The sequence below is a fragment of the Campylobacter sp. genome, from assembly GCF_019423325.1.
Classification (GTDB): domain Bacteria; phylum Campylobacterota; class Campylobacteria; order Campylobacterales; family Campylobacteraceae; genus Campylobacter_B.
Map to the genome: position 1 here is coordinate 486,409 of NZ_JAHZBQ010000001.1, position 20,509 is coordinate 506,917.

A 20,509-nucleotide genomic window follows, 5' to 3' on the forward strand; every position below is an offset into this window, starting at 1 on the left:
AAAATGCGACTACAAATATATAAATTTATATCTCGAATTTAGTCTAAATTTAGGAAAATTTTTCTAATATGCTAAAAAATAATATTAAATATATCCATAACGAAGGGAAAATAATGGAACGAAGGAAAACGATGAAATTTAAAATTTCATTAGCGGCATGTATGTGCTTACTATGCAGCAGTTTGGCTGCAGCGCAAAATGGCGGTAATTCTGCGCCTGAAAAGTCGCAGAATATGGGTGTAATCGAGGTAAATTCCGTCGGCGATAATATCAGCGAGAGCGGCATCGACGAGGGCTTTTTGAGCAAAAATGTGCAGCAAGGCATGCTTGCCGGCAAGCGCGCTTTAGATCTTCCGTATCAGATCAACACGATCAGCAAGGAGATCATGAATCACCAGGGCGTCACCGGCTATGAGGAGGCGGTTAAATACTTCCCGTCCGCGCAGATTCAGATGCGCGGCGGCGCTACGGTCGGACGTCCGCAGACGCGCGGCTTTGAGGGCAGCGTCGTAGGCAACAGCTTCTGGGACGGCTTTTATACGATTTCGACGACGGCGATTCCGATGGCGATGTTTGAGAGCTTTCAGGTACAAAACGGCGTCGCAGGCTCGCTCTACGGCGCGCAAAATCCGGTGGGCATTTTCAGCTACACGCGCAAGCGCCCCGTAAAAGATCAGTACATCATCTGGAGCGATTATATGTCGCGAAGCAACCTAGGTCTTGGTTTTGATCTATCCGATAAATTTGAAAAATTCGGCTACCGCGCGGTGTTTTACGGATCCAACGGCGACAGACAGCCGAAGGGCTCAAATTTACAGCGTCGCTTAGCCAGCATCACGATGGAATTTTATCCGACGGGCGATCTAACGTTCGAAACCGCGGCTAGTTATTACGAGCACAATACTAAAGGCTTTGCGGGGCAGTTTGCCCTCGGCGTAATAAACGGTAAGATCACGGATGGAATTACGCTTCCAAAAGCGGTGGACTCCTCAGAGCGCGGTCTTGGTCAGAGCTTTGGAGGCATGCATCTAAAAACCACTACCGCAAGCGCAAAATTTAAATTTACGCCTACCGATAAATGGTATTTAGAGGGCGGCTTTCAGTTTCAGCGTGCCGATCGTGATACTCACGGCGTCGTAAACTATTTGCTTCCCGAAGGGTTTGATTGCGCAAATTATGCCGCTTTACCGCCTAAAAAGAGACCAGGCATATGTAATAGTAATCCGAATGCAAAATGGACGAAGCCGGGCGATTATTATACTCAACACAGCGGCGGTGCTACGGCGGCATATAGATTCGATCTGCCAAGCGGCTATCTCAAGGCTAATACGCAGTTTAACACGGGCGATATCGAGCACGATTTCAGCGTGCAGACTAACGGCTATCACTGGACGCAGGATAGATATAAAAACGCGAGCACAAACTACACCTCGCCTACCATAGGCAATATCTACGATCCTAAAATTCTAAATTACACTGGCGCTAGGCGCGGAAGTGGGCTGTATCACTATGCGGTTTTGGATATGTATAACGTCTCGGTGTTAGACGATATCACGATAAACGATAAATTTGACGTGATGCTAAGCGCATCTAAGGCGTGGATGAGGCAGGAATCCTACAATGCCCGCCAGCAAAGACTTGTCAAAGCCTATAGCGATTCGGGCTATAGCTGGGCGGGAAGCCTGATCTTCCATCCGATAGAGGATGCTAGTATCTACTACACTTACGCAGATAGCTTACAGCAGGGCTCTACCTATGTTTATCCGGCGAGCAGCCCATATGCGGGAGAGGTCGCCTCTACGTCGCCGTATCGCTCCAAGCAACACGAGATCGGCGCTAAGATCCGCGTAGCCGATATGATCGATTTTAGCGTAGCGTATTTTGATATACGTCGCCCGATCGCGTATCTAAATAGCTCTACCGGAATCTACGGCATAAACGGCGAGCAGCGCAACCGTGGATTTGAGTTTATGAGCGGCGGACGAATTACGCAAAATTTAAGCGTGCTAGGAGGCTTTACCTACATCGATCCTAAGATGCATAACGTAAGTATCGAGGGCGCTAACCGCAAGGTCGTAAATGGCATCCCGAAAATCAATGCAAATTTAATGCTTGATTACGTGATCCCGGGCACAAACAAGCTTGCGGTCAGCACAAATTTTCACTACACCGGCAAGATGTATCTGGACGATTTAAACACTCAGCACACGCCTAGCTTTTTCGTTACTGATATCGGCATTAGATATACGAGCGAGCATCTTTTAGGCGATAAGACCACGCTACGTTTCAACGTAAATAATGTATTTAACAAAAAATACTGGGCGGGAATGTATCCTGCGAGTGCCGATGGCGAAGGCGGAATAAATCCAAAAAGTGTCCTAGGCTCGGCAAACGGCGTGACGCTCGGTGAGAGTAGAAGCTTCATGCTCTCTGCGGAGGTAAAATTTTAAAATCTAGCGGGTTTAAAATTTCTGCTTAAGCGGCGCGAATGATTATGGTGCCGCTTTTAAATTTATGAAATTTTATCGCTCTAAGCAGCGAGACTAAATTTAACGAGGCTTGGTTTTAATATATTTTAAAATTTAAGCCTCGCTTTTGGAATTTCAAACTTTGATTTTAAAATTTCGATCTTTAAATTTTTAAGTCACCGCGCCCGACTTGCTCGCAAAATTTATCCGCGCGCGGTTTAAAATTTAGCCGTTTTTGGTTATAATCTTTGCAAAACCACGAAACGGAGAGCAATGAAACAGATCCTCATCATCGCAAGCGGCGAGTTTGCGCGCCATTTTTTATCCCAGGTTTATAAGATCAAAGACGTCGTGCACAATTACCGCGTCGTCGCAAAAAACGCGCTCAGCGTCCCGGAGGCGCTGCAAAAAGAGCAAAATTTCAGCATCGAAATTTTCGATCCCACGAGCATTGAGCGGCTGCGCGCGGTGCTAAGCCTAGCGGAATTTGATCGCTGCATAATGATAATGGATGATGAGTTTGACGCCAAGGTGACGCTAGAAAATTTAAAGACGCTCGCTCCCGATTTAGAGCTGTACGCAGCCGATTTTTGGGGGCTTTTGCGCGATAATAAAAACGAAGCTCACGTAAAAATCGTAAATACTCTCGCGCTAAATTCCTCGCGCTTTATCGGCTTTTTGCCGGACAGTCCCGTTTTTGCTGATAACATCGGGCTTGGACGCGGAGAGATAATGGAGGTAAAAGTGCCCGTAGGAAGCTCGTTCGCGTATAAAAAAATCAGTACGCTTTCTAATGCCAAATATCAAATTCCGATGATCTACCGTCACAATAATTACATCGTAACGACGCCCGGCTCGCGGATATATCCGAATGATACGATCTTAGTCGTTGGTGAGCCTAGTGCGCTACGAGCGGTGTTTGCTGAAGTAAAAAAGCAAAGCGGGCAATTTCCATCGCCGTTTGGGCTAAATATTTTCGCGCTAATCGATATGAAAAAAATGAGCGGTGACGAGATAGCTAGGGCGGTTAGGGCGCTTGAGTTTTTGGATTTACATATTAGAAATCATAAAATTTATCTGCGAATTTTAAATCCTCTGCTAAACGACGCTTTTAGCGAGCTTAAAGCGCTGTGTGAGCGGGATAAATTTGAAATTCTCATCGATTACTCGGGCGAATTAAATTTAAAGCGCGACGTGAGCGAAAATAAAGCAGGCTTGGTAGTTTGCTCAAACGGAGTTTTCGAAGCGAAAAAAGCAGCACTTAAAGCGCTTGAAATTCCGGTGCTAAGCCTTGGAGAGGACGAGCTAAAAGATGTGCGTAAAAGCGTCGTGCTAAGTGCTGGCGAGCGGCTGCGCGAGGAATCAAGTATCGTCTTTGACATCAGCTCGCAGCTAGGGCTAGACGTGTATTTGTATCTTTTCGGCGAGAGCGAAAAGGGCGAGTTTGCGCAAAGCTACGTGAGCTTATCGAAGCTTTTTAAGCAGAGTTTATTCGTGATTCCTTGCGAGCGACAAAATCCGATTTTAGCGCTAGGTAGCGAGCGAGATCTGCTGCAGTTCGTGCCATTTAATGATAGAATTTTGGCGCGCAAGCTCACATCGATTTTTAATCAGGATTTGGATCAGATGTATTTTAAACTCGGCAAAAATCATCAAATTTTCGTTCCGAGCGATTACGGGTATGAAAAGTAATCGAAATTTATGTTACAATTACCCAAAAATCAAAGGCTAGCGTATGAAAATCGATCTTAATTTAGGCAAAAAATACAGCGTTTTTATCGACGAATTGCATAGTTTAAAACTTAGCGGCAAGGTCGCTATCGTGACAAATCCCAAAGTAGCGGGGCTGTGGCTTGATTTCTTACTGCAGCGGCTAGATTGCGAGCAAAAATTTATCATCACGATCCCAGACGGCGAGGAGTATAAAAATACCGCGAGCGTGGAGCAAATCTTAGAACAGCTTTTCAGCTCCAAGCTTGATCGCAAAAGCACGCTCATCGCCCTTGGCGGTGGTGTCATTAGCGATATAACGGGCTTTTGCGCGAGTATTTATGAACGCGGCATCGATTTTATCAATATTCCGACGACCCTGCTAGCGCAAGTGGACGCAAGCGTCGGCGGTAAAACGGGCGTGAATAATCGCTTCGGCAAAAATTTAATCGGCTCATTTTACCAGCCGCGCGCGGTTTATTGCGAGAGCAAATTTTTATCGACGCTTCCTGCGCGGGAGTTTGCCGCAGGCGTTGCGGAGGCTGTAAAGATGGCTGTATGCTTTGATGTCGAACTATTTAAATTTTTCGAGACGCACGATCTAAAAAGCGCCGATGAAATTTCGCACGTAATCGCGCGCTGCGTGGAGATTAAAGCGGGCGTCGTAGAGCGAGACGAGCGCGAAAGCGGCGTGCGTGCAGTGTTAAACTACGGACACACCTTAGCTCACGCTATCGAAAAAATTACTGATTATAAAAAATTTTTGCACGGCGAGGCTGTGGCGATCGGCATGGTGATGGCAAACGCGCTAGCGCGCCGTCTTGGTAAATTAAATGAGCTTGAAGAGGAGCAGATCCGTAAAGTGCTTCAAAAATTCGCGCTTCCGATAAAATTTCACGTAGAGGATGCGGCGGAATTTTACGAGCTATTTTTTCTCGATAAAAAGAGCGAAAACGGCAAGATAAAATTTATCCTGCCCGATGGCATTGGTAAATTCTACGCTTCCAAAGAGATCGCAAAAGATGAAGTAATCGCAGCGCTGAAAGAGTTTGAATGAGAGCGCTTGCAGCTATTTTTTTGATTTTTAATCTTGCATTTTGCGAGGCAAATTCTACGCTCTCCGCCGCGCACACGCGCTTAGAATCCAACGCTAGCTCCGCCGCTAGTGAGAAGAAAGATGAAAATTCTAAGCTATCCGCGTCGCTAAAAGATCAGATCCGTGTTATTGACGATGAGATTAAAAATAATATCTGGATCTCTCGCTTTTCAAATTTCATCGGCTATCAAAATTTACAAAAGCAATCCAGCCAGCTTGAAGCGGAGCTAAAAAAGAGCGCCGGCACCGATAAGATCGCAGAGATTCAAAAAAGACTTCGCGCCGTAAAAGAGCAGCTCATACTGCTAAAAGAGTATGAAAAATCTCCGTTTTTAGATATCATCGCGATGCCCGAAACTCCAGAGCCTGCGCGCATTACAAATCCTTTTTCGATAATTTCCGGTTTTTCTACGATTAGAAATTTGCAAGCTCAAAAGATGGAGCAGAAAAACGCCATCGAAAATATTAAAGCTTTAATCGATAAACTTGAAGCAAAAAGGGCGCTATATGAGCGTTTGATGCAGGTGGGTGCGGACGCAAGCGCTGCGGCGGAGCTTAAAAGCTTAGACTATGAGCTCGGAGAGTTCAGCTCCGCATATGAGATCGCGCAGACTACATACGACGTTTACGAAAAAAAGATCAACTCCCAAATCACCGTGCAGACCGCCGATATAAAAGCTCAAATCAAGCGCGCGGGAAACATCGCCGTATGGATACTCGTAGTCATCGCGCTGTCGTTTTTATGCAAGGTAGTGGCGAAAAAATATATCAAAAACGACGAGAATTTTTATATCGTAAATAAAGCTATCAACGTTTTAAATTTCACGCTGATCGCGCTGATACTACTCTTTTCTTACATCGAGAATATGACGCACTTCGTGACGGTTCTTGGCTTTGCCTCGGCAGGTCTAGCGATTGCGATGAAAGATATGTTTATGAGCTCCTTAGGCTGGCTTACGATCGTGCTTGGCGGCAGCTTTCGCGTGGGCGATCGTATCAGAGTGCATAAAAACGGCGAGACCTACGTAGGCGATATTATCGATATTTCGGTGCTTAGGATGACGATTTTCGAGGACGTTACTATGACTACGTGGAGAGAAAACAAGCGCGCAGGCAGGGTAATTTTCATACCGAATAATTATATTTTTACCGATCTTATCTCAAACTACACCCATAGCGGACTTAAGACCGTCTGGGACGGCATTAGCATACTTTTAACATTTGATAGCAACCATAAAAAGGCGATGTATCTCATAAAAAACATCGTGCGGAAGTATTCTAAAGGCTACACCGACATCGCCAAAAAGCAGATGGGCAAGCTTCGCTCGCAATACAGTATCAAAAATCCAAACGTCGAGCCTAGAATTTTCAGCTTTTTTGAGCCATACGGCATTGAAATTTCGGTTTGGTATATGACGAACTCTTACGCGACGCTCGGGCTTCGCAGCAACATCTCGGCTGAAATTTTAGACGCCCTAAGAAGCGAGCCCGACATCAAGATCGCCTATCCTGCTTACACGCTTTTTAACGGCAAAAATTATGCGGCTGCGGGCGGAAATTTTGCGGCGCAAGATCTCGGCTCGGAGCAGCAAGGCTCGCAAAATTTAAACGCAACGGCGCAGGGCGTGGGCTTTGCCACAGGAAGCGGATCCGGGAGCGAAATTTGAAAATTTATTTTAAAACGTTCGGATGCCGCACCAATATCTACGACACGCAGCTTATAAAAAGCAACCTCAAATCCGGCGAGATCACTCACGACGAGCAGGGCGCGGATATCGTCGTGATAAACTCCTGCACTGTTACGAACGGCGCCGACGCAGACGTACGAAACTACGTAAATAAGATGAACCGCCTCGGTAAAAAGATATTGCTAACCGGCTGCGGCGCGGTTTCGCGCGGCGAGGAGCTGTATAAAAACGGCGCGGTCTTCGGGGTATTTGGGATGTCGCAAAAGGAGAAGATCGACGAGTTTTTGGGCTCGGAGTCGAAATTTTACGATATCGGAGGTCTTGACGGCGTCGAAAAAAACCTGGTAAGCGACTACGAGGATCACACCAAGGCCTTTATTAAAATTCAGGAAGGGTGTGATTTTAACTGCAGCTATTGCATAATCCCCTCCGTGCGCGGCCGCTCGCGCAGCAGCTCTGAAAACGCGATCTTAAAAGAGGCGGTGAGCCTTGTCGCAAACGGCTTTAGCGAGATCGTGCTAACCGGCACCAATATCGGCAGCTACGGCAAAGCCGCTGGTAAGAGCCTGGGCGCGCTGCTTCAAAAGCTGGGCGCGATCCGCGGAATTCGCCGCATTCGCCTAGGCAGTATCGAGCCCTCGCAGATAGACGAGAGTTTTCGCGAAATTTTATCCGAGCCGTGGCTGGAGCGGCATCTGCACATTGCGCTTCAGCACACTTCGCAAAAGATGCTTAGCATAATGCGCCGCCGAAATTCCGCGCTAAGGGATTTGGAGCTTTTTTGCGAGCTTGCCGAGCGCGGATTTGCACTGGGGACGGATTTTATCGTCGCGCATCCGGGCGAGAGCGAAGAGATTTGGCTCGAAGCGGTAGAAAATTTCAAAAAATTTCCGCTCACGCATCTGCACGCCTTTATCTTTTCGCCGCGGCAAGGCACCGCCTCGGCGTCGCTAAAAGGCCGTATAGACGGTAAAACGGCGAAGGCGCGACTAAAGATGCTGCAGAACATAACGGCGCTGAATAATTATAAATTTCGCCTCTCGCACAAGGTGCCGCTAAATGTGCTGATCGAGCGGAAAAACGGAGAGTTTTATGAAGGATATGATCAATTTTATGATAAAATTTGGATCGAAAGCGATGAGGATTTGTCGAAAAAATGGATGGAGATAAGAGATTATGAGGTTAAATTTGATGGAAATTTTGCATAAAATCAAAAAAAGCAAGCTAAATATAATTCTGATTTTTTTGGTGCTGCTTATCGTTTTGCTCTCGATCGTTTATTTTAAAGACGATTCGCGATACATCGCCGAGCGCGAATTTAGCGAGCTCGTGCGAAAAGATCAGATCAAACGCGCGCATATCGAGGACGGCAATTTAAATTTTACCTACGACGGCAAACGCTATAAAATTTTAGTCAATCTCGTAGATCTTAAGGAGCTATCAAATCACGCTCTAATCAGCAAAGAAAAGGATGATGGCACGAGCGGTATCAGCGCGATGCTCGTGATTTTTACATTCGCATTTTTTCTCTTCGTATATTATTTTGAAACGGTTTTGGCTAGACGCCGCAGGATGGACGGCGCCGCGCGTCAGAGTGCTAGCGCAGGCGGCGAGCTCGGCGATCTTTCGCCAAGCGTTAGCGACGTGAGATTTAGCGACGTCGCGGGCATCAGCGAGGTTAAGGACGAGCTAATCGAGATTGTGGATTTTTTAAAAAATCCCGCAAAATACCGAAATTTTGGCATCAAGCTGCCGAAAGGAATTTTAATGATCGGCGAGCCCGGCGTCGGCAAGACCCTTATTGCAAAAGCCGTAGCTGGCGAGGCGGACGTGCCGTTTTTTTACCAAAGCGGCGCAAGTTTCGCCGAGGTCTTTGTGGGCGTCGGCGCTAGGCGGGTTCGCGAGCTGTTTGCGAAGGCTAAATCCTGCGCACCCGCGATTATTTTTATCGACGAGATCGATGCAGTCGGCGGCAAGCGCGGTATCGGGCGCAACGACGAGCGAGAAGCGACGCTAAATCAGCTGCTGACCGAGATGGACGGGTTTGAGGAAAACAGCGGCGTGATGGTAATCGGCGCAACCAATAAAATAAATTTGATCGACGATGCGTTATTGCGCTCGGGGCGCTTTGATAGGCGCGTTTTCATCGGGCTTCCGAACTACAAAGACCGCATCGAAATTTTAAAAATTTATTTAGAGGGCAAAAGATGCAGCGCAAATATCAACAAAGTAAGCCGCCTCTGCGTGGGCTTTAGCGGCGCGGGAGTAGCGACGCTGGTAAATGAAGCCGCGATCAACGCTCTTAAGCGCGGCAGCGATACGATCGAGCTTAGCGATTTTGAAAACGTACGAATGAGGGTCTTTTACGGCGTTCAAAAAAGTAGAATTCTCACCGAATACGAAAAGGAGATCCAGGCATTTTATCAGGGCGCAAAGGCGCTTAGCGCGTATTGGTATTCGTTTGATTTCGAAAAGATTGAGCTTTTAAACGATAAATTTTTAAACGAGGATTTCGAGATCGAATCCAAAACGCAAATTTTAAATCAAATCAAAGTACTTTTAAGCGGCATGGCAGCGCTACAGATCCATAAAAACGACGCTTTTTCAAATTCCGCTAGCGACGTAAAGCAGGCTATCGCGCTGGCGCAAAAGATGGTTTTTGAGCTCGCGATGGGCGATAGTTTCACCCCTAGCGCGCAGAGCGTGAATAAAATTTTGCAAGATTGCTACGACGAGGTAAGCGAGATAATCCGCACGATGCAGGATAAGCTAAATCAAATTTCAAAGCAAATTTTCGTCTATGAGTTCATCACTTTCGAGGATGTTCAAAAGATCTGCGAATCCGATGGTGTGGAGCAAGAGGGCGCTTCTGCGCAGGAGCAGGATTTGCAAAAGCTGGAAAAAGATAGCGAAAGCTCTGAAGAAAAGCCGCAAGACGGCACGCTAAATTTCGATTAAATTTTAAAATTCCAATAAAGGAGAGGAAAATGGTAAAAATAGGTGTTTTAACGATCAGTGATCGCGCTAGCGGTGGCGTTTACGAGGATTTAGGAGGCAAAGAAATAATTGCCGTGATGGATGATTGGCTAACTTGCGAGAAGCAGTATTTTTATGAAATAGTTCCAGATGAGCTGGAGCAGATCAAAGATAAGCTGATTTATCTTTGCGACGAAGCGGGTTGTGATTTGGTGCTAACTACTGGTGGCACGGGTCCTGCTCCACGCGATGTAACGCCTGAAGCGACCGAAGCGGTAAGCGAGAAATTAATGCCGGGCTTTGGCGAACTAATGCGCGCAGAAAGCCAAAAGATCGTGCCTACGGCAATTTTATCGCGCCAGATAGCAGTGATCCGCAAAAAATCTCTGATTATAAATTTACCGGGCAATCCAAAAGCGATTAAAGAGTGCCTTTTGCCGGTATTTCCTGCCGTGCCGTATTGCATTGATCTAATGGGAGGAAATTACATAACAGCGGATGAAAATAAGATAAAAATATTTCGCCCTAAACGCAAATAATTCGCAAAATTTAGCGGGAATTAAATGATTTATGATATTATTTGGGTGCAAATTTAAGGAAAAATATGAAAATAAATCACAACGATATTTTGGAATTTCATAAATATTTTAGCAAAATCAGCCACAGCAAAGGTCGTATTCGTATCCGCGTAAGTCCTAAAATTAGAGAGTTGCGAGATAGCGTGAGCGAAGAGAGCCTAAAGGCTAAAATAGCTGCAATTCGCGGGATAAAAGAGTATAAATTTAACTCTCTAATCGGCTCGCTGACGATTCATTATGATGAAAGCGTTTTTCCGATGCACCTTTGGGAGCAGTTTTTAAGCGGCATCAGTTCGCCTGAGCTAGTAGCGCTTGTAAATTCTAATATCGAGGCGATTTCTTGAGCGAAGAAGCATTACGTAGTACCAAAAAATCGCGCAAAATTTCTAATAAATCTCGAAATTTAAATGAGGCGCAAATTGCAGATATCGCTCTTTTGCTCGAAAAAGAGGCACAAATTTTACAGTTTTATTCGTTGGGCGCAGTTAAATTTCAAGATAAAAAGCTAGGAGAAATTCTATCTTTACGAGCTGGATTACTTGAGCGGATGTTAGACTTTACTAATTCTTGCGGACTTGGCGCTACGCCTCCTGAAAATAGCAGTGAGGCGCTGGCTGCAAAAGGTATGAATGAGTTTTTGGCTTCCGCGCTTTTGATAGAAAAAAGCTCTATGATGTTTTATGACGACTTAATTAATTCGTGCAAGAACGCGGAATTTAAAGAGCTGCTGCATAAGGCGCAGGCAGTTTCGTATAATGAAATTTTGCCGATTTTAAAGAAACTAAATTCTAAATGCGAGGTTGATTTAAATTCTTTGAATTTAACTGATTTGTTAAATGAAATTTTAAAAAATCCGCAGGAATTAGAGCGGATATTTCAAAAATACGATTTGCAAAATATCTTAAATAGTGCATTTTCTAATCTAATTAAAGGAATTTTGCAGAAAAATTAAATTAGGATTGCAAAAATCTAAAAAAGTCGCTATAATATCAAAATCTATGTAAAGTTGATAAAATAACTTTATAATCTTAACACAAGGAGAATGAAATGCCGATCCCATTTCTAGCAGGTTTTGCGCTTGGTTGCGCGGCGGTTTACGCTTATAACAATCGAGATAAAATCAAAGAAGGTGCGAATAAAATCGTAAATAGCAAAAGCGTCGAGGAGCTAAAAAATAGCGTCAAAGGCGGAGCGGAAAAATTAAGCAAAAAATCAAAAGAAATTTTTGCGGAAGCCAAAGAAGGCTTAGACGATGTCGCTGAGGCGGTAAAAGGTAAAAGAAAGTCTGGCGGTAAAAAAGCTGCGACAAGTAGCACTAGCACTGAAACTAGCACTGCAAAAAAAACTAGAAAAAAACCGGGACCAAAACCTGGATTTAAAAGAACTAAAAAATCCACCGCGAGCGCTAAGACTGGCGCAACACCGGTAGGTGAGACATCCGTAGTATCTACTACTCCGCTTAATATCCCGCAGATCGTAAAAATGGACGATAATTCTTCGGCTAAATTTACGTCCGCAGACGATAAATCAGAAAAATAGAGGCCTAAATGAATAGATCACTTACGACACAGCGTTCGCCGCTGGATCACGTTTTAAGCGGCGCTATAGCAGGGGCGATCGGCGGTTGCGCCGTAGAGCTCGTTAAAGCCAAAGAAGGCAAGAGCAAATCTAAAGCGATTCGCGATGCGCTAGATATTGCGCTAAGCGGCGGTATCATCGGCGGCGGCGCGATTTACAGCGCAAATAAGCTCGTACAAGGCGAGTATCTACGCGCAGCGGCAGGCGTCGCAGTATGCGTAGGCGCGCTCATTGCGGGTAGAAATTTTATTCTTAAGGTAGGCAATGAGTAATCCGTATATCACAAAAAAAGATTTGAAAGAAATTCTAGACGATTACGATTTTGGTGGCAATAAATATTCTAGCGGCTCTGCGGGCGGCTTTGACGGCGATGATAAGCTTGGCGGCTGGGCAAAATGGATAAACGAGCGGGTAAATTCTGCACCTTTTAATAGTTCTGCTTCCAGCAATAACTCGGATAATAAAGATTCCGCCGCTCCAAGCTCAAGCGACGTAAATTCTACCCAGGGCTCACAAAATTCCACTTCCGGTGGAATTTTTAATTCCCTGGGTAGCAGGCAAAACGCGAACGGCTTATTTGGTAGCAACTCATTTATCACAGGCATCGTTCTGGGGGCCGCAGCGACCTATTTTCTAACTGACGAAAACGCGCAAAAAAAGCTTTTTAAGCTCATCGCAAAGGGTACCGAGATGTTTCAGATGGGCATCGAAGAGATGAAGGAGCGATTCGAAGACGCCAAGGCAGAGATGCAAGAGTAGTTTATGCAAAATTTTAAAATTTTACATGAGACTAAAACTAGACTACGCATAAAGGTCGCGGGCTTTAAAGGGCTTGATACGAGCGCGCTGCAAAAAGCTGCTGCGAGGCTTGAAGGCGTAACGGAAGCTAGATTTAACGCTAAAATCGGCTCTTTGATCCTTAAGCTTGACGAGGGTGCGAATAAGGCAGGAATTCTAAGGCAACTTGTGGCTTTAAATTTAAGCGAATTAAAATCAATTATCCCCGCTAGCCATAAAAATTTGCCAAGCAAAAACGAATTTATTTTAGCGCTTCTCGCATTGGGAGGGAATTTAATCTTCCGCACTTCGCCTTTAGCGCGCGCATTTAGCATCGTGGCGTGCATGCCTATCTTAAAAGAGGGCATTAAAGAAAGCTTCCGCCACGGGCTTACTTCAAAGGGCTTGGAGGCTGCCGCTGTCGGGATTTCGCTCGCTCGCGGCGATGTATTTGCCGCAAACAGCACCAATACGATGCTTGCTCTTGGCGAATATATGGAGGAGAGCACCGTTTATAAAAGCGACGATCTGATCCGCGAGCTCGCCCGCCCGGATATTGCCGAGGCGTGGGTCGAGATAGATCAAAACGGCAAAAAGACCGAGGTCAAAATCGCAACTTCTAAGCTAAAGGTAGGCGATATCGTAGTCGTGGGAGCGGGCGACGTTATAGCCGTGGACGGACACGTCGTAAGCGGCGAAGCGATGATAAATCAAGCCAATATGACAGGCGAGTCGGTCGCGGTGAAAAAATCTCGCGGCGATAGCGTGCTAAGCGGCACGATAGTGGAGGAGGGCAGGATCCGTATCTGGGCGGAAAACGTCGGCGAAAACACTTCTACGCAGCGCATTAAGCACTACATCACGGCATCTCTTAACGAGCGCTCCAGCATTGGCATGCATACGACCCACCTGGCCGACAAGCTCGTTCCAGTAACCTTCGGGCTTGCGGGCGTGTCCTATCTGATAAATCGAAATTTTATGAGCGTAGCTTCGGTGCTGCAGGCGGACTACTCGTGCGCGCTTAAGCTACCTACGCCGGTTGCTTTTAAGTCGAGCATCTCAAAGGCGGGCAAGAACGGGATTTTGATCAAAGGCGCCAAGGCTCTTGAGTCGCTTGCGGCCGCCGATACCTTCGTATTTGACAAGACGGGCACGCTTACGTACGGCAACCTGGAAGTCTCCGAGATCATATCGTTTGACGAGCGCTTCGGTAAAAACGATATTTTAAATTTAACCGCAAGCGCCGAGGAGCATTACTTTCATCCCGTAGCCGAGGCAATCGTGGATGCGGCTAAAAAGCACGGTTTTATCCACAAACACCACGACGAGGTAGAATTCGTCGTCGCTCACGGTGTAAAGACCAGTATCGAGGGCAAAAAGCTCATCATCGGCTCGCGCCACTTCCTGGAGGATGACGAGATGATCTCGTTTGCGGCGCATGAGCAGACCATCGATCTTGCGATGCAAAAGGGGCTCGCGCTGCTTTACATCGCATTTGACGGCAGACTTTTGGGGCTCATCGGGCTTAGAGACGAGGTGCGCGCAAACGCCCGCGCCGTCATCGCTAGGCTCCGCGAGTTGGGTGCAGAGCAGATCGTCATGCTAAGCGGCGACGTGAAATCAAAAGCCCGCGCCGTAGCCAAAAAACTCGGCGTAGATCGCTATTACGGTGAGCTCCTGCCGACGCAAAAGACCGAAATTTTAGAGCAGTTAAAAGCTGAGGGGCGAAAGGTAGTCTTTGTGGGCGACGGCATAAACGATGCGCCGAGCCTGATGAAGGCGGACATCGGCATCAGCATGCTAAATGGCGCCGAGATCGCCAAGGCTTCCGCTCAGATCGGGCTTTTGAAAAACGATATCGAGGGCGTCGCGCAGGTAAAGGCGCTGGCCAACGACACGCTACGGCTCGTAAATCGAAATTTCAACGCCACCGTGGGGATAAATTCGATCATTTTATTTTTGGCGACCTTCGGCGCGCTAAGTCCTGTAGCTACGGCGCTGCTGCATAACGGCACGACGATTGGGCTACTACTAAATTCCATTAAAGGGGTAAAATTTGAGCATTGAAGATAAAATTTTGGATCTAAATTTTCAGCGCAAAGCGGCTAAAATGGCGCTGGGAGTGAGTATGGGTATCACGGCTCTAACCGCGCTGAATATGAACTCGCGTATGTCGCAGCTGCATAAAATTTCCGGCATAGTGATGCTAGGATGCGCGATCTGGCACGCTAGCCTTTACGGCTCGCCGTACAGCGAGTTTTTACAAAATAGAAAAGCAAAGGGTCGGGGCAGGAAGAGATCCGAAGCGAATTTAGCCTTGCAAAATTTATCGGACGGCAAAAGCGTCTCCGCAAAAAGCGCGCCGACAAAAAGAAAGCCTCACGCCCGCAAAAGCGCCTAGCGGCATAGTGCGTCGCGGCTTTTGAAAGTGCAAAGAAACTCTAAAGCCGCTAAATTTCTTTAGACGCAGCCGCCGAATAAAACGTCGTAAGCGGTCAAATTTGCACCGTTTTCAGCTAAATTTGCTATCAATAATCTCACTTCGTAAATTTAATCGAATTTGTATTTTCAAATTTTGTGGTCATAGTTTCGCTTGCAAATTTTACGTTTTGCAGTTGCGGCGATTCCGCTACTTAAATTTTAATCCGCAAACGCTTCATAATATCCTTTAAATTTAACCCGCCTTTACCTGCCGCAAATTTAAATTTCGCTACAATCGCTTTTTAAAATTTTGCGCCGAGTGCGCGCAAGAAGCTAAATTTAAAGGATCAAGATGGATTTTCAAATAGACGCCGCAGACGGCGCGGCGCGCGCCTGCACGATTCGCACGGCGCATAGCACGATCCGCACCCCCGTTTTTATGCCGGTCGGCACCGTGGGCGCGGTCAAGGCGCTCGATGCGACGGACGTAGAGCAGCTTTTAGGCGCGCAGATCATCCTTGCTAACACCTATCATATGTATCTGCGCCCCGGCTCGCGGGTGGTGGCGGGCTTCGGCGGGCTGCACGGATTTACGAAATTTCCCCGCAGCTTTTTGACCGACAGCGGCGGTTTTCAGGCTTTCAGTCTGCGCGCAAACACTAAAAACGACGAGGGCGGCATAAGATTTAAAAGCCACATCGACGGCAGCACGCATTATTTCACGCCGCGCTCGGTGCTGGATACGCAGTATGAGCTAAACTCCGATATTATGATGATTTTGGATGATTTGGTGGAGCTGCCGCGCGAGCCGGGCGCATTGAGCTTCGATGATAGATCGCGGCTTAAAAAGCGTATCGATCTAAGCGTCGTGCGCACGATAAAATGGGCTCGCGAGGCGATAGATTATCACGAGACCATGAAATCTCGCGGCCTGCACGCTCATCAAAACATCTTCGGCATCATCCAAGGCGGCACCGACCCGCAAGCTCGCAAATTTTGCGCCGAAGCGCTGTGTGAGATGAGCTTTGACGGGCTTGCGATCGGAGGGCTTAGCGTGGGCGAGAAAAACGAGCTGATGTACGAAACCGTAGAGGCTATGATGCCATACGTCGATGCGGCGCGCCCGCGGTATTTGATGGGGGTCGGCACGCCCGAGGATCTCGTCGAAAACGTCGCTCGCGGCGTGGATATGTTCGATTGCGTGATGCCTACGCGCAACGCCCGCAACGGCACGCTATTTACGAGCTTTGGCAAGATTAGCATCAAAAACGCGGGCTTTATCAGCGATCACGATCCGATCGATCCGCACTGCGACTGCTACACGTGCAAACGCTTCAGCCGCGGCTACCTAAATCATCTATTTCGCGCGCGCGAGCTTAGCTTTTACCGCCTCGCGAGCATTCACAATCTGCACTTCTACCTGCGCCTTGCCGCGGATATGAGAGAGGCGATAATGTGCGGGCGGTTTGCTGAGTTTAGGCGGGAATTCTACGCCGCACGAAACACGGCACGGGATTAAATTTCGGCGGGCGAGGGCATGGAATTTAGCGCGATAGTTAAATTTAGCCGCGGCGACGGACGGAATTTTAATATGGCGCGCGGTTAAATTTAAACGCGACAAAATTTGGGCAGTGAAATTTTAAGAGCTGTGTAGCGTGGAGCTTGTAGTTTTAAATTTCGCACTTAGGCTTTGGCATCAATTAGAATTTTATTTCAGCAAAATTTTATTATGATAGAGCTATGTCTTGGAATTTCGCCGTAGAATATGAGATAAAATTTAGCTTTGAATTTCGCGCCGAATTGCGTGGATAAAATTCTGCTTTGATATGTGTTGAGCGCGCGAGATTTAAAGATGGAATTTAGCGGTAGGATTTTACAGACGCGATGTAAAATTGCTATGGCTTTTGTCAAATAAAAGAGGGACATTGTATCGGAATTCGCAGTATTGGTGTATTTTTGCAAACGAGCGTTGCGCGTAAAAAAACACGTATATTGCTTTAGGACGTGCGATCTGCGCCTAAATTATGGAATTTTATTGCGATAAAATTTTACTTTGATAAAGTTCAAATTCTCGCTAAATTCTGTCTTCGTGCTAAATTTTGCGATGAAATTTTGAGTGGAATTCTATCATAGTAGAATTTCATCGTAACTAAATCTGCGGCAAAATTTTGTAAAATTATTTTTTAATCCGCCTTAGCATACAAAATCCAAGGAAATAAAGCGGCGACATAACGATAAAAATTATGATGTACCTCCACGCCGTGCTAGCAAAAAATAGCCCCGTAAGCTCCATAAATTTCATCGACGCGCCAGTATAACGGTCGCCGATGCCGATGAAAATAATAGCTACGAGCTCCACAAGCAGCGCGGGGGCAAATAGGATTGAGCCTGCGGTTTTGAAAAACATAAACGCAAACGCCTTGAACTTATAATAAAACGAAATGAGCCCAAATCCGATCACGCCGCAGATGAAAATTTGCTCGAACTCATCCAGCCCCAGGCTCTTATCCTGCAGGATCGTAGAGATGACGCACAGGATGATAAAGACGTTGTAATTCGCCATTTGACGCATCGGGTATTGATCGTGTGTCGCTATGGAGAGTAGGTTTATCGCGCGGTTAAGCGGCAGCAGATAAAATAGCGCAAAACTGAGGAAAATCAGCAGATCCATCACCATATAAACCGTATCTTGATTGACGTAAGCTTCGATCTGCGAAAAAGATAGAAATATGCTTGCGATTTGTGAGCGGAATATCAAAATAATGACTATTGGCGCTATGGGCAGGATTATGGATTTAAGCCCTTCCTTACGGATAGATGAAGTATAAATTTTACTCTCGACGCTTTGCGTAGTGCGCAGATCGTCGGTTTGGACGAACTCAAATCCAAAGAATTTCGGTTTTTTTGCACTAGCAGGCTTGGCTTTGCGGTTAAATTTAAATTTATTAAATTTTTTTGCGACCTTCGTTTCTTTTACGGCAGATATATCGTTCGTAATATTTTCGGTGGAGCTTTGAAAGGATGGCGCTTCGGATATATTGTCTTCTCTAAAATCCTTATCGCCAAAAATTTCATCGTTTTGCTTTGCAGATTCTTTTGGCTGTGGGGTTACTTTTTGCGCTACGCGGTCTTTGGATTTAGAGCCCTCGACGCGCTTTATATTTATCGCGCTGGATGCTAGCGTGTCGAAGCTTACCTCATCGCCGTCGGTTAGGCTAGGATCGCGCTCGCCTAGCATTTCGTAGCTATACTCGACCCCGCCCGTGGCGACTATGACATTTTCACCTCTAATAAATCCGATAAGTCTCATATACTAACATTCCCCGATTTTTTAATGAGAAATATTAGTCAAAATGAACTTAAAAAACGATTATTCTACGGTCACACTTTTGGCTAAATTCCGCGGCATATCCACGTCATTGCCAAGTCTGACGGAGATTTCAAGAGCTAGAATTTGTAAAATTATCATCATCTCAAAAAACTCGCTCATCGCGTGGCTTTGCTCGCTCGTTTTGATAAAATCATCCGCGATCTCGGGCTCTTCCGGGCTGATAGCTAAAATATACGCATCGCGCGCGGCAAGCTCTTCGACGTTGCTTTTCGTTTTTTCGTAGAGCAAATGCTTTGGCATCAGCGCAACCGTAAAGAGATTAGAATCGGCAAGAGCGATAGGTCCGTGCTTCATCTCGCCGCTCGGATAGCCCTCCGCGTGCAGATATGAGATCTCTTTGAGCTTGAGTGCGCCCTCAAGAGCGAGTGGATAGAAAATATCGCGACCGATAAAGAAAAAGCCGTGTCCGTGCAGATAGTGCTTGCTCATGCGGTAAATTTTATCCTGCAAGCCGTCTTTGATCTTTAAAATTTGCGGGATATGAAGCATCGCTGAAATTTCAGCGGAATTCATGCGCACCGAGATGACTTCGCGCAGATTTGCAAGATACACCACAAACATCCATAGCACCATAACCTGCGTTGCAAAAGCCTTCGTAGATGCCACACCCTTTTCGATGCCCGCGCGGGTGAGGATCACGCTGCCTGCCATGCGCACGATCGAGCTGTTATCGACGTTGCAGATCGCAAGCGTCCTAAGACCGGCTTTTTTAGCGATATGCAGCGCCTCTAATGTATCGGCGGTCTCGCCACTTTGCGAGATCACGATAAATAAGGAATTCTTGTTTAAAAACGGCTCCTTGTAGCGGAATTCGCTGGCGACTTCCACTTTTGTGCGGATTTTAGCGATGCGCTCGAAAAGATACGAGCTTACGAGCGCGGCGTGATAGCTCGTACCGCAGGCACATAGCACGACCTCGTCGATGCCCTCAAACATCGCCGCATCAAGTTCGTCAAATTTTATCTTGCCACCCTTGATCACGCGTCCCATCATCGCTTCGGTTACGACTTGCGCTTGCTCGTAAATTTCTTTTTCCATAAAAAATCTAAAGCCCTCTTTTTGTGCATAGCCTTTATCCTTCGGAAGCTCACTAAAGGCGCAATTATGCGGTTTAGAGTTTTTAAAAATGTCGATTTGCCCAAGCTTTGCAACGCCGTAAATTTGATCGTCCAGATATGCAGCCGTATTCGCAAGCCCGATGAGTGGGGCGTCTGAGGAGCTAAAGAAAATTTCGTTTTTATCGTTTTTTGCGACGATTAGCGGAGCTGCGTTTTTAGCAAAGAAAATTTCTCCGGGTGCTGCCTTGGTGATTAAAAGCGTTGCGTATGCGCCTTTTAGTCGTTTAATTGTAGCTTCATATGCCTTAAATGCGTCGTTACTAGCCTTGAAATTTTTCTCGAAAAGATGCACGATCACTTCGGTATCGGTCTGGCTTAAAAATTTCACGCCGTCCGCTTCGAGCTCATCCTTTAGCTCGATGTAGTTTTCGATGATGCCGTTATGCACGACGAAGCTAAAATCTCCAAAATGCGGATGCGCGTTAAGCTCAGTAGGCTTTCCGTGCGTCGCCCAGCGAGTATGCCCGATCGCAACGCCAAAGCCTTGCGAAGTGAAATCTTTCATCTTTTCTTCGAGATTATTCAGCTTGCCGACTGCTTTGAAATACTTTATATTCGCACTCTCATCCATCACGGCAAGCCCAGCGCTGTCGTATCCGCGATACTCGAGTTCCTTCAGTCCGTTTATTATGATTTTTTTCTTCTCTTCATTTCCGATGTAGCCTACGATTCCACACATTTTGCTTTCCTTGTTTAAAATTTGGCGCC

At 46.4% G+C, this 20,509-nt stretch carries 17 protein-coding genes; 15 read left to right on the top strand and 2 right to left on the bottom strand.

Annotated elements, in window-relative coordinates; all coding sequences use genetic code 11:
* Nucleotides 1–131 precede the first annotated feature (131 nt).
* From QZ367_RS02235 to tgt, 15 genes are all read left to right on the top strand, one after another.
* Nucleotides 132–2,450, top strand: a complete 2,319-nt coding sequence (locus tag QZ367_RS02235; RefSeq protein ID WP_291938121.1) for a TonB-dependent siderophore receptor — start codon at nucleotides 132–134, stop codon at nucleotides 2,448–2,450.
* A gap of 291 nt (nucleotides 2,451–2,741) precedes the next feature.
* Nucleotides 2,742–4,160, top strand: a complete 1,419-nt coding sequence (locus tag QZ367_RS02240; protein WP_291936768.1) for a TrkA C-terminal domain-containing protein — start codon at nucleotides 2,742–2,744, stop codon at nucleotides 4,158–4,160.
* A gap of 43 nt (nucleotides 4,161–4,203) precedes the next feature.
* Nucleotides 4,204–5,235 (top strand): 3-dehydroquinate synthase, encoded by a 1,032-nt coding sequence (gene aroB / locus QZ367_RS02245; RefSeq protein WP_291936771.1) that lies wholly within the window; start codon nucleotides 4,204–4,206, stop codon nucleotides 5,233–5,235.
* Complete coding sequence (locus QZ367_RS02250; protein ID WP_291936773.1) at nucleotides 5,232–6,941, top strand: mechanosensitive ion channel family protein; 1,710 nt, start codon at nucleotides 5,232–5,234, stop codon at nucleotides 6,939–6,941. The genes aroB and QZ367_RS02250 overlap by 4 nt, the downstream gene beginning before the upstream one ends.
* On the top strand, nucleotides 6,938–8,170 hold the full coding sequence (gene mtaB, locus QZ367_RS02255; RefSeq protein ID WP_291936776.1) for a tRNA (N(6)-L-threonylcarbamoyladenosine(37)-C(2))-methylthiotransferase MtaB: 1,233 nt from the start codon (nucleotides 6,938–6,940) through the stop codon (nucleotides 8,168–8,170). The genes QZ367_RS02250 and mtaB overlap by 4 nt, the downstream gene beginning before the upstream one ends.
* Nucleotides 8,139–9,920, top strand: coding sequence for an AAA family ATPase (locus QZ367_RS02260; protein WP_291936779.1), 1,782 nt, complete (start codon nucleotides 8,139–8,141; stop codon nucleotides 9,918–9,920). Before mtaB ends, QZ367_RS02260 begins: the two co-directional genes overlap by 32 nt.
* A gap of 29 nt (nucleotides 9,921–9,949) precedes the next feature.
* Nucleotides 9,950–10,477 carry a molybdopterin adenylyltransferase gene (gene mog / locus QZ367_RS02265; protein WP_291936781.1) on the top strand — a complete coding sequence of 176 codons (528 nt, stop codon included), beginning with the start codon at nucleotides 9,950–9,952 and terminating at the stop codon, nucleotides 10,475–10,477.
* 65 nt (nucleotides 10,478–10,542) lie between these two features.
* Nucleotides 10,543–10,860 carry an HMA2 domain-containing protein gene (locus tag QZ367_RS02270; protein WP_291936786.1) on the top strand — a complete coding sequence of 106 codons (318 nt, stop codon included), beginning with the start codon at nucleotides 10,543–10,545 and terminating at the stop codon, nucleotides 10,858–10,860.
* On the top strand, nucleotides 10,857–11,468 hold the full coding sequence (locus QZ367_RS02275; RefSeq protein WP_291936789.1) for a hypothetical protein: 612 nt from the start codon (nucleotides 10,857–10,859) through the stop codon (nucleotides 11,466–11,468). Before QZ367_RS02270 ends, QZ367_RS02275 begins: the two co-directional genes overlap by 4 nt.
* A gap of 95 nt (nucleotides 11,469–11,563) precedes the next feature.
* The gene (locus tag QZ367_RS02280) at nucleotides 11,564–12,055 is read left to right on the top strand and encodes a hypothetical protein (protein WP_291936792.1); all 492 of its coding nucleotides are present in this window, start codon (nucleotides 11,564–11,566) and stop codon (nucleotides 12,053–12,055) included.
* Nucleotides 12,056–12,063: 8 nt separating this feature from the next.
* Nucleotides 12,064–12,366, top strand: coding sequence for a Cys/Met metabolism pyridoxal-phosphate-dependent enzyme (locus QZ367_RS02285; RefSeq protein ID WP_177386687.1), 303 nt, complete (start codon nucleotides 12,064–12,066; stop codon nucleotides 12,364–12,366).
* A complete protein-coding gene (locus QZ367_RS02290) occupies nucleotides 12,359–12,853 on the top strand; it encodes a hypothetical protein (protein ID WP_291936797.1) in 495 nt (164 codons plus the stop codon). Before QZ367_RS02285 ends, QZ367_RS02290 begins: the two co-directional genes overlap by 8 nt.
* A gap of 3 nt (nucleotides 12,854–12,856) precedes the next feature.
* Complete coding sequence (locus QZ367_RS02295; protein WP_291936799.1) at nucleotides 12,857–14,938, top strand: heavy metal translocating P-type ATPase; 2,082 nt, start codon at nucleotides 12,857–12,859, stop codon at nucleotides 14,936–14,938.
* Nucleotides 14,928–15,272, top strand: a complete 345-nt coding sequence (locus tag QZ367_RS02300; RefSeq protein ID WP_291936802.1) for a hypothetical protein — start codon at nucleotides 14,928–14,930, stop codon at nucleotides 15,270–15,272. The genes QZ367_RS02295 and QZ367_RS02300 overlap by 11 nt, the downstream gene beginning before the upstream one ends.
* Before the next feature lie 372 nt (nucleotides 15,273–15,644).
* A complete protein-coding gene (gene tgt / locus QZ367_RS02305; protein ID WP_291936805.1) occupies nucleotides 15,645–16,811 on the top strand; it encodes a tRNA guanosine(34) transglycosylase Tgt in 1,167 nt (388 codons plus the stop codon).
* A gap of 657 nt (nucleotides 16,812–17,468) precedes the next feature.
* On the opposite strand, the gene QZ367_RS02310 is transcribed toward tgt, so the two are convergent.
* On the bottom strand, nucleotides 17,469–18,602 hold the full coding sequence (locus QZ367_RS02310; protein ID WP_291936807.1) for a hypothetical protein: 1,134 nt from the start codon (nucleotides 18,600–18,602) through the stop codon (nucleotides 17,469–17,471).
* Between the two features lie 60 nt (nucleotides 18,603–18,662).
* Entirely contained in the window at nucleotides 18,663–20,480 is a 1,818-nt protein-coding gene (gene glmS / locus QZ367_RS02315) for a glutamine--fructose-6-phosphate transaminase (isomerizing) (protein WP_291936810.1), read from the bottom strand.
* Nucleotides 20,481–20,509 lie beyond the last annotated feature (29 nt).